The 14,102-nt window shown below is 55.0% G+C and carries 17 protein-coding genes and 2 tRNA genes; 11 read left to right on the plus strand and 8 right to left on the minus strand.

The window, feature by feature from the left end; genetic code table 11:
* The first annotated feature begins 172 nt into the window (after positions 1–172).
* The 5 genes from HOP44_RS01210 (at position 173) to HOP44_RS23215 (ending at position 3,385) form a co-directional block, all read left to right on the plus strand.
* On the plus strand, positions 173–1,714 hold the full coding sequence (locus tag HOP44_RS01210) for an ABC transporter substrate-binding protein (protein ID WP_172249826.1): 1,542 nt from the start codon (positions 173–175) through the stop codon (positions 1,712–1,714).
* Positions 1,715–1,794: 80 nt separating this feature from the next.
* Positions 1,795–1,868, plus strand: a tRNA-Met gene (locus HOP44_RS01215).
* A 48-nt stretch (positions 1,869–1,916) separates the two neighbouring features.
* Positions 1,917–1,990: transfer RNA gene (locus HOP44_RS01220), tRNA-Ile, on the plus strand.
* 287 nt (positions 1,991–2,277) lie between these two features.
* Entirely contained in the window at positions 2,278–2,898 is a 621-nt protein-coding gene (locus HOP44_RS01225; RefSeq protein ID WP_172249827.1) for a PDC sensor domain-containing protein, read from the plus strand.
* Between the two features lie 43 nt (positions 2,899–2,941).
* Positions 2,942–3,385 carry a GGDEF domain-containing protein gene (locus HOP44_RS23215; protein WP_366928239.1) on the plus strand — a complete coding sequence of 148 codons (444 nt, stop codon included), beginning with the start codon at positions 2,942–2,944 and terminating at the stop codon, positions 3,383–3,385.
* On the opposite strand, the gene HOP44_RS01235 is transcribed toward HOP44_RS23215, so the two are convergent.
* Both HOP44_RS01235 and HOP44_RS01240 read right to left on the minus strand, forming a co-directional pair.
* Entirely contained in the window at positions 3,309–4,484 is a 1,176-nt protein-coding gene (locus HOP44_RS01235) for a serine hydrolase domain-containing protein (RefSeq protein WP_172249828.1), read from the minus strand. The genes HOP44_RS23215 and HOP44_RS01235 overlap by 77 nt on opposite strands.
* Positions 4,485–4,540: 56 nt before the next feature.
* A complete protein-coding gene (locus HOP44_RS01240) occupies positions 4,541–5,371 on the minus strand; it encodes a helix-turn-helix domain-containing protein (RefSeq protein WP_246369542.1) in 831 nt (276 codons plus the stop codon).
* A 152-nt stretch (positions 5,372–5,523) separates the two neighbouring features.
* Here HOP44_RS01240 and HOP44_RS01245 point away from each other — a divergent pair, with 152 nt between their 5' ends.
* From HOP44_RS01245 to HOP44_RS01255, 4 genes are all read left to right on the plus strand, one after another.
* A complete protein-coding gene (locus HOP44_RS01245; protein ID WP_172249829.1) occupies positions 5,524–6,675 on the plus strand; it encodes a glycoside hydrolase family 88 protein in 1,152 nt (383 codons plus the stop codon).
* Entirely contained in the window at positions 6,669–7,055 is a 387-nt protein-coding gene (locus tag HOP44_RS23090) for a DUF2264 domain-containing protein (RefSeq protein ID WP_343059694.1), read from the plus strand. The genes HOP44_RS01245 and HOP44_RS23090 overlap by 7 nt, the downstream gene beginning before the upstream one ends.
* Positions 7,052–7,573, plus strand: a complete 522-nt coding sequence (locus tag HOP44_RS23095; protein ID WP_343059695.1) for a DUF2264 domain-containing protein — start codon at positions 7,052–7,054, stop codon at positions 7,571–7,573. Before HOP44_RS23090 ends, HOP44_RS23095 begins: the two co-directional genes overlap by 4 nt.
* Before the next feature lie 193 nt (positions 7,574–7,766).
* Positions 7,767–8,717, plus strand: coding sequence for a ring-cleaving dioxygenase (locus HOP44_RS01255; RefSeq protein ID WP_172249830.1), 951 nt, complete (start codon positions 7,767–7,769; stop codon positions 8,715–8,717).
* Positions 8,718–8,803: 86 nt separating this feature from the next.
* Here HOP44_RS01255 and HOP44_RS01260 read toward each other — a convergent pair whose 3' ends face one another.
* Positions 8,804–8,953: a hypothetical protein gene (locus tag HOP44_RS01260; protein ID WP_172194172.1), complete on the minus strand. Its 150-nt coding sequence runs from the start codon at positions 8,951–8,953 to the stop codon at positions 8,804–8,806.
* A 307-nt stretch (positions 8,954–9,260) separates the two neighbouring features.
* Between HOP44_RS01260 and HOP44_RS01265 the strand changes: the two genes are divergently transcribed.
* The gene (locus tag HOP44_RS01265; protein ID WP_172249831.1) at positions 9,261–9,488 is read left to right on the plus strand and encodes a hypothetical protein; all 228 of its coding nucleotides are present in this window, start codon (positions 9,261–9,263) and stop codon (positions 9,486–9,488) included.
* 122 nt (positions 9,489–9,610) lie between these two features.
* Here the strand turns inward: HOP44_RS01265 and HOP44_RS01270 are convergent, their stop codons facing one another.
* From HOP44_RS01270 to HOP44_RS01290, 5 genes are all read right to left on the minus strand, one after another.
* Positions 9,611–10,237 (minus strand): FMN-dependent NADH-azoreductase, encoded by a 627-nt coding sequence (locus HOP44_RS01270; protein WP_172249832.1) that lies wholly within the window; start codon positions 10,235–10,237, stop codon positions 9,611–9,613.
* A gap of 293 nt (positions 10,238–10,530) precedes the next feature.
* On the minus strand, positions 10,531–10,668 hold the full coding sequence (locus tag HOP44_RS01275; RefSeq protein WP_172249833.1) for a hypothetical protein: 138 nt from the start codon (positions 10,666–10,668) through the stop codon (positions 10,531–10,533).
* Between the two features lie 19 nt (positions 10,669–10,687).
* A complete protein-coding gene (locus tag HOP44_RS01280) occupies positions 10,688–11,059 on the minus strand; it encodes a hypothetical protein (RefSeq protein WP_172249834.1) in 372 nt (123 codons plus the stop codon).
* 25 nt (positions 11,060–11,084) lie between these two features.
* Positions 11,085–11,456 carry a NucA/NucB deoxyribonuclease domain-containing protein gene (locus HOP44_RS01285; RefSeq protein ID WP_172251499.1) on the minus strand — a complete coding sequence of 124 codons (372 nt, stop codon included), beginning with the start codon at positions 11,454–11,456 and terminating at the stop codon, positions 11,085–11,087.
* A 197-nt stretch (positions 11,457–11,653) separates the two neighbouring features.
* A complete protein-coding gene (locus HOP44_RS01290; protein WP_172249835.1) occupies positions 11,654–11,836 on the minus strand; it encodes a hypothetical protein in 183 nt (60 codons plus the stop codon).
* Positions 11,837–12,181: 345 nt separating this feature from the next.
* Here HOP44_RS01290 and HOP44_RS01295 point away from each other — a divergent pair, with 345 nt between their 5' ends.
* Complete coding sequence (locus HOP44_RS01295) at positions 12,182–13,999, plus strand: APC family permease (protein WP_172249837.1); 1,818 nt, start codon at positions 12,182–12,184, stop codon at positions 13,997–13,999.
* The last annotated feature ends 103 nt before the right edge of the window (positions 14,000–14,102 follow it).

Genomic DNA, 14,102 nt, shown 5'->3' on the forward strand with positions numbered 1-14,102 from the left:
TGGATCATAAAATCCCCAACCCGGTTGGGAATCCACGATAGTCCGAAGCCAAACATTAACATTCCACCTATACGCGAAAGAGAATATACGGAAATATAAACGTAACCCATCCGCCGAACACGGCGTTCATACAAGCGGGATGTAATCCCATACAACGAGAGGGGGGGGGTTTATGCGTAAAAGGATCAGAACTCCGCGGGCGGGCATCTTGTCCATTTTTGCGGCTCTGCTCGTACTTCCGGGCTGTTTTTCCGAAAGCGATCCCCCGAAGCGGGCAGAAACGGCGGTCGAACAGGCTCCCGGAGGCCCGGTCGAACCGGGAAGCGAAGCGGATACACTGAGGATCGGCATATTGAGCGGCGAGAAAGGCGACCGGTATTACCGCGAAGCCTACACCGATATTTACGAATATATGTATCCCGATATGCGGATCGAGATCGTGCCCGCAGTCGATACGTCGCGCTACCGTTATCTCGATCCGGATTCGAAGCCGTACCATTCGGAAGCTCCGCTGGACGAACTCGGGAAGCTGACGGAAGGCGAGGCTCCGGTCGATGTGATGATTCTTGATTCCGAAACGCTGCGCAAAGCCATCGACCGGGGCTGGACGCAGCCGCTGGCTCCTTTTATGCAGCAGACGGGCGAGACGGAGCAGGCCTTCGCGCCGGCCGTAATCGACGGACTCAAAGATTTGGGGGGAGGCACCGTGCACGCGCTGGCGCCGGATTATGCTTCTACGGCCCTGTATTACAACGTCGACTGGTTCGAGCGTAATGGGGTCAAGCTCCCGGCCGACGGCATGACCTGGGAGGAGGCTTTTGCGCGGGCCCGTGCGGCCAGCGGCGAAGACGACAAAGGCGGGCATGTGTACGGCTTGTCGTTTACCCAGACACTGGCGGAAGATCCGCTGTGGGGAATCCGGGGATATACCGATCCGCTGGGGTTGACCACCTTCGATCTCGAACAGTCGGAAATGACCGTGGATACGCCCGAATGGGAAAAAGTCTGGACAGAGCTTGCGGCAATGGTGCAGCAAAAAGCGATTCCGATCGGCATGCAGTCGGCATCGGACTCCGGCGGCTACGATCCGTTCGGAGGCGATCTGTTTCTTGGCGGGAAAACGGCCATGACGATAGCGGACAGCAGTTATGCGGCCGATCTGCAGACGGCGGCGCGCAATGCGCAGCGGATCGAAGGCTTTGAATCGTTCAAGTGGGAAACCGTGACCCTGCCGGTACATAAGGGACATGAAGGCATCGGGGCAGGCGTTAAATTGGGCGATACGTTCTCGATTTCGGCGACCAGCCGCCACCAGCAAGAAGCTTGGGAATTTATTCGGTTCGTGACGGGCGAGCGGATGCAGGCGATGGAGCTGCACGATCCGTACCGGATGCCCAGCCGGTTGAGTGCGATCGCATCGGAAGCGGAGAAGAACGGATACCGAAGCGAGGCGTTTACGCAGCTTCGTCCGGCTGCGCCGATTGCCGAGCGGGAAGAACAGGCCGTGGAACAGAATCCGCAGCTTTGGCAGATCGGAGACACGGGACGATCTTTGTTCCAACGGGTACTCGAAGGAGAACTTCCGGCGAAAAGGGCGCTCGAGCAGTGGCAAAATGACGGCCGCCGTTTCCTGAAAGGGCCGTTTACGGAAGACGGAACGCTGGCGTTCGGCGGTCCTTTTTCGGCGGCTTACCGGCTCTATCCTTGGGCCTGAATGAAAAACCCTTGACTTTGTATCGGATAAAGGGTACACTATTCAATGTTGCTGTTGAGAACACAGCACGTTGAACATGTCGCGGGGTGGAGCAGCTCGGTAGCTCGTCGGGCTCATAACCCGAAGGTCGCAGGTTCAAATCCTGCCCCCGCAATTCAGGCAAGGCTGTCCCGGCTCGGTCTTCCGGCCGCAACCGGAACCAGGGCCCTTAGCTCAGTTGGTTAGAGCTACCGGCTCATAACCGGTTGGTCACAGGTTCGAGTCCTGTAGGGCCCATTATGGCAAAGACGTCCCTTACTCTTCGGAGTGAGGGGCGTCTTTGCGTTTACCTACTGTTTTCATTGTGATGTCATTCTGAAAGCTTTCAAACCTAAATCTGTCCGAAGAATCCAAGATCCGGGAAGAAAAAGGACGAAGTTGATCCTTTGGCGGCGGATCCGGCGATAAATTTTCAAAAGAGGCCCGTTTTTTGCTTGCTTGGCGAAAAATCGGGGGACCATATTCCGATATATCAGGTGCGGGGCAAGACTGATGGCTGCTCGGCAGCCGAGGAAAAGGGAATCATGGAAAAAAAGTCCGGGGTATGGACTCAAGGGATCAAATTGTCCACAGTCGTCGGATGGCTGTCGGCCTTTATCCTGCTGTCATCCGCGATCATGGGATCATTGGTCAATTATCTGAACGGCCGGGACGCTTTGGCGGCGCAGACGCTCCGGCTCAATCAATACCATGCGGGCGAATTGGCCCGGATAGGAGGAACAGCGATTCGGACCATGCAGAAGTCGCTGCAGGAAACAGCCGATTATGCGACGGATAATCCTGCGGCACCGGAAATGAATCGCCGAAACCTGGAGTATTTCCGAAAATCGAACGGGTTTTTTAATTCGCTGATCGTGATTGACGAAAAAGCCGGTTTGACTTATAACACCCCCGACCTGGGCTTGACCGGCCAAAAGATCGATACTCCCCAAATCGTAAAAGCGCTCTCTTTGAAAAAACCTTATCTGTCCTCTCCCTATATCGCGCCGACCGGACGTTATCTGGTGACGGTCAGCCAGCCTTTGTTGGCCCGGGACGGCAGCTATCACGGCATTCTGTCCGGATCGATTTATCTGGAAGAAGAGAATCGGTTGGGAGAAATCCTGGGTACGCAAAGCGAAAAAGAAGACGGTTCCTATTATTAACGATACGTACGGTCATCAAAAAGGCGACGAAGTCCTGCGAGAGATGGGGCGGATTCTGACGGAGCAGGCCGGCGGGAATCACAGCTGTTTCCGCTACGGAGGCGAAGAATTTGTTCTGCTTCTGTCCGACCTTGGCGAAGAACAACCTTTCGAGTTGGCCGAGCGTATACGCACAACCGTCGAAAGCTGCCCTATGCCGGTATCCAAGCGGATTACGATTTCTTTGGGAGTCGCTTTTCACAAAGGAGAGCCTACGCCGGCCAAACTGTTCCGCAAAGCCGATTTCGCTTTGTACCAAGCCAAGGAGACCGGACGCAACCGAAGCGTTCTTGCCGTACAGCCCAACCGCCAAAAAGCCTGCCGGGGTCCAGCCCCGGACAGGCTTTTTGGCGGTTGGGCGCAAGAGCCGGTTAAAGCGCGGCAAACACCAGATTCCGCAGCTTTCGTGTCACGGGCAGCGTGCCGGCGTCTCTTTTTTGTACCATGAACAGGAAAGTGAGCTTGTCGAGGGGGCTGTTGGCAAAGTAGGCGCTGAGCCATCCGTCCCACCCGTATTCGCCCTTGCTGCCGAGCAATCCGGCTTGGCCGGGATCGGTCATGATCCGCATCTGGCTGCCGTAGCTGTGGCCGGCCAGCGAATGCCAGCCTTCGAAGCTCGTCTGCTGGCGATCGTTCAATGCTGCCGAAGTCAGCTGCCGGACGGTTCTCGGCTTCAGCAGACGGGCGCTGCCGAGCGAACCTTCGTTCATCAGCATGGTAGTGAACTTGGCGGCATCGTCGATCGTGGAGCACAGTCCGGCTCCGCCCGATTCGAAGGCCGGTTCCCGGTCCATCCGGTGAATAATGCCGAGGTGATCGTCTTCGTACGGCTTCAAACCTCCTTTTTCATCCTGCTGAACCGTTTTCGCCAGACGTTCGCGTTTGCCCTCGGGCAGCCAGAATCCCGTGTCCGCCATGCCCAGCGGCTCGAAGATTTCCCGGCGCAAAAATTCTCCGAACCGCATGCCGCTTGCGACTTCCACGACAGCACCCAGGATATCCGCCGATGTGCCGTACATCCAGTTCGAACCCGGCTCGAACGCAAGCGGTCCTTGTCCCATCCGTTCGGCGAATTCCAGCGTGTCCATAGGCTGCTCGCCGTGCAGTCGGCTGCCGAGTTCCCGGAATAAAGCTTCCGCATGGCGGCCCGCTGCGTCTTCGCCTCCGTAGACCAGCCCCGAGGTCATGTTCAGCAGATCGCGCAGATCGGGTTCGCGTACCGCCGCTGCGAGCTGCCCGCCTTGTTCGATCATCGGATTTCGAAAACCCGGGATGTACCGGCTTACCGGGTCGAACAGATCGATTACCCCGCGCTCCGTCAGCATCATGACCGCGGCTGCCGTAATCGGTTTGGTCATCGAATACAGCCGGAAGATCGTATCCCGCGTCATCGGACGTCCCGATTCAAGATCGGCCAACCCGTCTTCATGGTAAAAAAGTTCTTGGCCGCGCTGCAGAACCATCAGGTTCGCGCCGGCGATTTCATGGCGTTCGATACTGCTTCTGAGCGTTTTTTTCAAACTTTCGATCGTGTCGGATGGCAGCATGTTCATAAGTCTCCTTCTTCGTATGTAGGTCATTCCCCAGGAAATAATAAGCCTATTTACAACGATTGTACAGGGAGATCATGGGAGCGGCCCGGCTCGGGGCTTGTACAGCTTTTACGGTATTGGCTCGGCGTTTTGCCGGTAAACTTTTTGAACTGCCGCATGAAGTGCGTGTCGTTCTCGTAGCCGCACATGAGCGATACGGAACCGATCGGCTGCGAGCCGTTTTCCAGCAGATATTTGGCGAATTCCAGACGGCTGCCGATCATGTCGAGAGAAATGGGGCAGCCGAACAGTTCTTTGTAGACATGCTGAAAATGGGAGCGGCTGAGACTGACTTCCGCCGCCAGCCCGTCGATCGTGTACCGCTGCTGCGGTGTGCTGTAGATCCGGCTGCGAATTTCCGACAGTTGGGCAAAATAGCGGGCCATCTGCTCGGAACCGGGACGCAGGCGGCGCAAATTGCCGAGTTTCAGCAGAAAGCCGTTCAGGTCGGAAGCGATGATCCGCTCTTGAAGCGGACCGCCGAGCCAGGTGCTGCGTTGAAATTCCATCACAAGTCTCGACAGCGAGCCGGAATGGATCGCGGGAACAGGCTCGTCCAGAGGCAGTTCCAACTCCCGCAGCAGCGGATCGGCTTCTTCGCCCGCGAAATGCAGCCAGTCGTTGACAAAGGAGCGGTCGGCGCTGCGGTAGCGGTAAGGCGTATCCGGCCGGAAAATCATCCACGTATCCGGAGATACGGTCGACGTCCTGCCGTTTACGGTGACATGCGCGTAGCTTTTGAACAAAACGAATACATAGCAGCCCGAGCCGTTCGGACGATCGATCAGCAGACCTTCGGGATGGGTGGAATGGTAACCGCACTTTGCCAGTTTGAGCATCATGGACGCCTCTCTTTCGCACAATCGATCAGTTTTTGCTCATTATAGACTATCGCTTTGCCGCCGTGCAAAATTTTATAGTAAAAGAGGTAGACAGGCACCCCGGGAACAAACGGGACCTGCAATCTTTCGCTAAAGGAGTGAATGAAAACGCTATGACAAATACTCATATTCGGATTAGCGGCGAGAGCCGGGAATGGCTGGATTCGACTCTGGAAAAATTGAAGGTAAAAATGTCGGCGGAGTGCGCGCGCATAGGCAGCAGCATTCCATATATTCCGGTGAACGGGCGTTACGAAGATTGGGGCGCCAAAAATATTTACTGGTGGACCAACGGCTTCTGGTCAGGCATGCTGTGGCAGATGTATCATGCGACGCAGGATTCGCAGTACCGCGAGGCGGCGCAGCAGGTCGAAGAAAGGCTGGACGAAGCCCTGCACGGTTTCGACGGGTTGGATCACGATGCCGGGTTTTTGTGGCTGCATACGGCCGTTGCCAATTACCGGCTGACCGGAAACCCGCGTTCCCGAACTAGAGGGCTGCACGCGGCCAATATTCTTGCGGGGCGGTACAATCCGGCCGGGAAATTTATTCGCGCATGGAACAGCGACGAGACAACAAACCGCGCGGGCTGGATGATCGTCGACTGCCTGATGAATATTCCTCTGCTGCACTGGGCCAGCGAAGAAACGCAGGACCCGAGATACCGGGATATTGCCATCAACCACGCGGATACGGTGCTGCGGACGACGCTGCGGGCGGACGGTTCGTCCCATCATATCCTGATTCTCGATCCGAACGACGGCACGGTGCTGGAGACGCCGGGCGGCCAGGGATTTGCCGCAGGCTCGTCGTGGAGCCGTGGACAGGCCTGGGCGCTGTACGGCATGGCCTTAAGTCACAAACACACGGAGAAAAACGAATATCTGGACGCTGCCAAGCGGATGGCGCATTATTTTATCGCCAATACCGCTTCGACTAATGATCTGCCGCTTGCCGATTTTCGCGCTCCGGCGGAACCGGTCGTTTACGACACAACAGCAGCGGCTTGTGCGGCCTGCGGTCTGTTGGAGATCGCGGAGGCGGTCGGTGAGCATGAGCGCAGCATGTACGTCGATGCGGCGGTTCGGATGCTTCGGGCCGCGGAACAGAAATTCGCGAATTGGGAACCGGAACATGACAGCATTCTCGGAGGAGGCACGGTCGCGTACTTCAGTGACGAACGCGAAGTTCCGATCATTTACGGTGACTACTTCTTTATCGAAGCTTTGCTGCGGCTGTCGGGACAGAGTACGCATCTATGGTAAATCAAGCGGCGGCACGTACGTACTGGCTGGATACGCTGCTTGCGATCGGCGATCCTGTACTGAACGCGTTGGACCGGGGCGAGCTGCACAAACGTCTGCCGGCGCAGTTCCATCCCGAACGCGCCCGCTATGCGTGCCTGGAGGCGTTTGGACGGTTGAGCTGCGGCATGGCGCCGTGGCTGGAGCTTGAAGGGCTGGAAGGCAAGGAGGAGCGCCTCCGGGCACACTATAACGACTTGGTGTTAAAAGGCATCGGTTCCGCGACCGATCCGGATTCGCCCGACTATATGAACTTCTCGGACGAAGGCCAGCCGCTGGTCGATGCCGCTTTTCTCGCCCATGCGCTCGTCCGGGCGCCGCGTGCACTCGCAGGCCCGTGATCCAACCTATGTTGGTCGATCTTGCGGCGCGATTCCGGGATACTTCGCCCGATTACGTCAAAATGGATGAGCTGATCCTGGCCAGAGCCGCGCGTTATGCGTCGGTGCTGGAGCGGATGATCGCACCCGACGGCACCTATCCCTATATCGGGCGTTCGATCGTCTACCGGTTCGGCGCATTCCAGCATTTGGCGCAGGCTTCCCTCCAACATTTTTTGGAAGAAAAGATTTCTCCGGCTCAAGTACGCTGCGCGCTGACCGCGGTCATTCGGCGCACGATGGATACTCCCGGTACGCTGGACCGGCAAGGATGGCTTGCGCCGGGGCTGTACGGGTATCAGCCGGCACTGGCGGAAGGATACATCAGCGTGGGCAGTTTATATCTGTGTTCGACCGTATTTCTGCCGCTTGAACTTGCCCCGCAGGATCCTTTTTGGTCGGCTGCGGATACGAAATGGACATCGGCGAAGATCGCGGCGGGAGAGCAGATGGACGCGGATGGAGCCTTATACCGTTGATTCAAGCCGAAATTCCAGGAAAGAATAGGCCTGGCCTGCCCGTTTTCGGGCGGGCTTTTTGAATGCAATCCTATCTTTTTCAAAAAAGAAGAATTATTCGTTTGACATTATCTTTGATTAAAGATATGATGAATCTATCGAAACTACTTCAAATTAAAGATTCTTAATATAAAATATTCGGAGGGGATTACTCATGAACAAACAAACGGCAGGTATCCACCATATTACGGCGATTGTCGGCCATCCGCAGGAAAACGTAGACTTTTACGCAGGGGTATTGGGACTTCGCCTGGTGAAGCAAACGGTCAACTTCGACGATCCGGAAACGTATCACTTCTACTTCGGAAACGAAGGCGGCAAGCCGGGCACGATCATGACGTTTTTCCCTTGGGCCAATGCTTATCCAGGCAAAGTGGGAGCGGGGCAGGTCGGCATCACTTCGTTTGTCGTTCCGGTCGGCTCGATCGGCTTTTGGCTGGAACGCTTGGAGCGATTCAACGTCGCCGTCACGGAGCTGAGCCGTTTCGGTGAACGCTACCTCGAATTCGACGACCCGCACGGCCTGCATCTGGAGCTGGTCGAACGCGAAGAAGGCGAAACCAACGAATGGACATTCGGCGAAGTCACGCCGGCGACGGCGATCAAAGGTTTCGGAGGAGCGACGCTGCTGTCGTCCCAGCCGGAACGGACAGCGGAACTGCTGGAAAAAGTGATGGGTCTTGCCTATGTGGGCACCGACGGAGATTTGGCGCGCTACCGCTCGCCGGCGGATATCGGCAACCAGATCGATTTGAAAATGACGCCGGTTGCGCGGGGAACCATGGGAGTCGGCACGGTGCACCATATCGCGTGGAGAGCCCAGGACGATGCCGATCAGCTGGAATGGCAGGACCATGTTGCAGACAGCGGATACGGGGTAACGCCGGTACAGGACCGGAATTACTTCAATGCCGTTTACTTCCGTGAACACGGCGAGATTCTGTTCGAGATCGCAACCGATCCTCCGGGCTTTGCACACGACGAAACGCCGGAGACGATGGGAACGCATCTGATGCTGCCCGCCCAATACGAAGCGCATCGTGCGCAGCTGGAGCAGACGCTGATTCCGTTTGAAGTGCGAAGCGTAGAAGGTACGAAAAAGTAAAAAACGCCTCAAGCTCCCCGTATCCGTTTGGATAAACGGGGGGCTTGAGGCGTGCTCAACGCGGGCAGTTCCGCTTACCCGAGCCGTCAATCGAACAGTTTGAAGATCAGCCGCAGCAGGCCAAAGATCAAACGCGGCACATAGACCAATACTTCGATTAGAACTTCGAGAATATCCCAGATTCCTCCGGAATCCCGTTCGCGTCTGCCGCGGCTTCTTCGTCTCCATCTGGCCACTTCGGTTCCTCCTTTGTCTGTTGAATGCAGGACAAACTGATATCCGATACGCAGCAGGAGAGCGGGGGTTTCGCAATCTAAACGGAAGCTGAATATTTGTTCTGGCTAAGTAAGAGAGGAAACATAACATGTAACTTATTTTTTTACCCGTTTTTTGTCGAACGAAACACTTTTGCAGGGGAGAGAGTTTGCTTTTTGTAACATGGAATGGTAAAATTAAGGTATTGCACAAGGGGTACATCTTGATAGCCGCGCTTTTCCATCAGTTCGGACTGTCCGTTTGTGGGTCCTTATGAAGGAGACTCATATGGAATTAGAAGAACAGAACGTAATGAAGGCTCAGGATGATCTTCACCGTATCTTTACGAATGGCTACTTTGTTGTGATTCGCGTTCGCAGTTCGGAAGAACTGTTTGTGGGACAGATCATGGAATTGGACCTTGATGGCGGGACGTTGACGATCGGAAGATGGGGCGAACTCAAAGGACTCGAAATCGAAGACATTTTGAGCATGGAAGTTCCGGGCCACGAATAAGCAGACTTAGAGCATACTGCCGATCCTATACAGATAGAACGGAAGCTTCATCTTCGGATGAGGTTTTTTTGTTTGCATACCAAAAAGACCCCGCGGGAGCGGGGCCTTCGTTCAACGGGGTCTTAGAATTTTGCAGCCAGTTCAGCCGCTTGTTTCACGCCTTCTTCGATGATCGAAGCCGCGCGGTCCGGGAATTGGTTGTGTCCTTCGAGAACGACCACTTCCGGATTTTGGATGCCCCAGAAGCCGAGCGTGTTTTTCACGTAGTTGAGGGACATTTCCATGCCGCTCATCGGTTCTACGGAGTACACGCCGCCGCGTGCTTGCAGCAGAGCGACTTTCTTGTCGGTTACGAGACCTACCGGACCTTCAGCGGTATATTTGAACGTCTTGCCCGCTTGGTTGAGGTAGAACAGGTAAGTCAGCAGTTGAGCCGGAATCGTGAAGTTCCAGAGAGGGAAAGCGAACATGACTTTGTCGGCGCCCAGGAATTGATCCAGGTACGTGTTGGCCAGACCGGCCAGACGCTGTTCTTCCGGAGTCGCTTCGATGCCTTGAGCCGCTTTGAACAGCCCGCCCATCATGTCGTTATCGTAGTAAGGAAGATCCGCTTCGAACAGGTTCAATTCGGTAACGAGGTCGTCCGGGTGAGCGGCTTTGTAGCTTTGTACGAAGCTTTCGTACAGCTTGACGGTTGCCGATTGATCGGCCGGGCGGTTGTTGGCTTTAATGAAAAGAACGTGGGACATGGATGGTTTCCTCCTGAAATATCTTTTGTATTTTAACTTTCTTATTTATAGTATATGAAATAAAATAAAGAGTCAACCCATTTTCGAAAAAAAGAGAGCAAGCAAATTTTAATCGAATTTTCAGGTTATTATCAGGTACGCTTAAGCTTGAATCGGTATATTAACGGTACAACCCCTCTGTAACATAGACTTTGGCCCCGGTGCTTCGGCATCGGGGCTCTTTTTTGCCTGTTCGGACATTTTCGCAAGCAAAAAGCCCTCATGAATGAGGGCTTTTATGGTTTGCACAGGTTTTAGATAAAGTACGACAAGCCGACGATGACGGCAACCGATCCCAAGGCGAAGAACAGGATCGTGCGCAGTTCGCGGACCAGAATCAGAGCTTCATGTTGATGATGCTCTTCCGTACGGTGCATGGTTCCGTTGGACATGTGGGTTTCCTCCTTCCGGTTACAATCCGAATAGTATCCGAACCCGGAAAAAAGACACGAAAGAACACCGGAACTTGAGCGGCCTCAGCATCCGATGTTTGTACAGAATCGGAATGGGGGAGTCCGTATAGGGATTGCGAAGCACGATGATCGGACACGCGGCCAAAAGCCCCGGAAAAAGAGGCAGGCCTGGCGTGTCGGGAACCGGAATCAGGTAGGGGGAAGAAGGCGCTGCATAATGATGCTGTTGATGGTAGGACAGATGGCGAAGTTCCGCTCCGGCCGATTCGCCGGCCGCACCGGGCAGACGGATTTCGGGAAGCAGCATGAACAGCACGCAAAGAAAAAGGACGGCGAATTTTCGGTAAAATGATTTCTTTGCCTGGTTCATTGCGGCTTCCCTCCCGTCGTTTCTTCTATTGGAATACGAATTCAACCCGCGTGCCGTCCGGATACTCCTCCAGCGCATTGCCCACCCAGGAACCTGCGCCGCGATTGTCGGCGGGAACGACATATTGAATGTCCGCTCCCGTGCCGCCTTCCTCGCACATGGCCATCGGCCATTCGTCGCGGTCAAAGCCTTTTTTGGTCGGAATTCCGCGCAGCGAGTCGTCGCGGTTCTCCTCCGCGCCGCCCCGGTCAATCGTGCAGACGGCGGATTCCCCTTTGGCGATGGCTTTCTGAATATGCGCAGCCGTCTTCGGGTAGCGTTCCACGGGGAATTCGACCGTAACGACCTGGCCTGTCCGGGTATCGGAAGTCCCCAGGCCGGGATCCAGATCGAGCATGGGGGCGGCCCACTTGTACAGCTGCGGGGCAAACAGCGCCAGCAGCACCGCAATGACGATCGTGATGAGCGACGGGGCTCGGCCCTGTTTTTTGCGAGGGGATTTTTTGCTCACGCCAAGAAGCCTCCTTAACCGGTAGTCGGAGCTTCATTATACCGGAAAAAAGGCTTCTTCGCGCACACAAAATGCGGAGCGGTTTATTTATCGAGTTCTTCGGAGTCTTCCGGGTCGTCAATGATGCTGCGTTCGCCCGTCAAATTGTCTTCGGTAATCTTGTCGAACGAACCCGGATCGGTATCTTCATAGCGTTGATCGGCTTCGGGAATCCCGTCGGGACCCGGTCCTTCGTCGATACGTTCGGCCTCTTGGTCTCTGGTCATTTTGTTCATCCTTTCGTCTTCAATCGATTCTGTTTCCTCTTAAAAGCATACACGTTCCCGATTCGAATGAATCACTTTGTAAAATCGGGCTGGATCCCGTTCACAAAGCAAGCATTTCCGGCATACGGCAGAGATTGAACGCGCTGCGCTTCGCAATGATCGCGCCCAATCATGAAAATGTGAAAAAAAGAACGAAAACGAATGAAAACAGCCTCAATCTGACATTGCTAATTATCGCCGAAATCCTTAAAGTAAAGCGGTAGCTTCGAAAGACGTGCGAGAGCATGCGTTTTCCGAAATTTGATATTCACCCACGACATTAAACAAAAAGGAAGTTAACCGACCATGACAGGCAAAATCAAAAGATTTCTGATCGGCAGACCCATGAAATCGAACGAACTGGAAGGCGAAAAGCTCGGCAAACTCAAAGCCCTGGCGATCCTCTCGTCGGATGCCTTGTCGTCCGTTGCGTACGGAACGGAACAAATTCTGCTGGTCCTTATGCTGGCAGGGGCTGCCGCATTGTGGTATTCGCTGCCGATCGCCCTGGCCGTACTGGCGCTGCTTGCGATTCTGATCGTATCTTACCGCCAGACGATCTTTGCCTATCCCACCGGAGGCGGCGCCTACATCGTCGCGAAAGACAATATCGGCAAATTCTCGAGTTTGATCGCCGGCGGCTCGCTGCTTGTCGATTACATCCTGACGGTGGCGGTCAGCTCCTCGGCGGGCACGGACGCCATTACCTCGGCTTTTCCGATTCTGCATGAAGACCGCGTACTGATCGCGCTGGCCATGATCGTGTTCCTGACGCTGATGAACCTGCGCGGCGTGACGGAATCCGCATCGGTGCTTGCGATTCCGATCTATGCTTTTGTCGTCTCGATTTTCCTGCTGATCATTATCGGCACGATTAATTATTTGACGGGCGGGGCACCGGCTGCCGCACCGCAGATGGAAGCGACGATCTCGAACGTCAGTTTGTTCCTGCTGCTCAAAGCGTTCAGTTCCGGCTGTTCGGCGTTGACCGGCGTCGAAGCCGTCTCGAACGCCATTCCGAATTTCCGGGACCCGGCTCCCAAAAATGCGGCGGCGACGCTTGTCATGATGGGATTGATCCTTGGCGCGATGTTCACCGGGATTACGCTGCTGGCCTACTGGTATGGAATTCGTCCCGACGAGAAAGCAACGGTCATCTCCCAGATCGCGGAAGCGACGTTCGGGCGGGGCTGGATGTATTTCGTGATTCAGGGCGTAACGGCGCTGATTCTGTTCCTGGCGGCCAATACGGCGTATTCGGCTTTTCCGCTGCTGGCCTTCATGCTGGCCAAAGACAAATACCTGCCGCATATGTTCATGGTACGCGGCGACCGCCTGGGCTTCTCGAACGGCATCATTTTCCTGAGCGTCATGTCGGCCGTTCTGGTTGTCGCGTTCAAAGGCAATACGGACAGTCTGATTCCTCTGTACGCGGTCGGCGTATTTATTCCGTTCACGCTGTCGCAGCTGGGGATGATGATCCGCTGGATCAAGCACAAACCGAAAGGCTGGCAGGGGAAGCTGGTCGTGAACACAATCGGTATGCTGACGACGCTGTCGATTACGCTGATTTTCGTATTCACGAAATTCTCGCAGGTCTGGATTATTTTCGTCTTCCTGCCGTTCGTTGTTTATCTGTTTGCCAAAATCTATCGCCATTATGAGAATACCGCAGACCAGCTGCGGATCGATTTGGCGGTGGACAAGCCGTGTGTCAAAGGCAACACGGTCATTATCCCCGTATCCGGAATCACGCAGGTGGTACGCAACACGGTCAGCTACGCCAAAACGCTGTCCGACAGCGTCGTAGCCGTCTATATCGGATTCGACGACGAGTCGATCCGCAAGATGGAAGACAAGTGGGCCGAGTGGGATCCGGGGATCCGGCTGATCGTGCTCAAATCCCGCTACCGCAGTATCATGCGCCCGCTGCGCAAGTTTATCGAGACGGTAGAGTGGAAAAAAGGCGAACACGACAATATTACGGTACTGATTCCGCAGTTTATTACCAAACACTGGTGGGAAGCGGTACTGCATAATCAGACCAGTCTTATGATGCGGGCTTATCTGCTCAATTACAAAGATGTGATCGTAACGACGGTTCCTTTCCATCTGCATAAATGAGCGGAGGAACCACCCCGGAACAGCCGGCGCAAAAGCCGGACAAAGGATTCGAAGATTCATCGCGAAGGGCTGCCGATATCATTCGGCGGTCCTTTTTTATAGA

Origin of the sequence: Saccharibacillus deserti (assembly GCF_013618475.1) — a bacterium.
GTDB lineage: Bacteria > Bacillota > Bacilli > Paenibacillales > Paenibacillaceae > Saccharibacillus > Saccharibacillus deserti.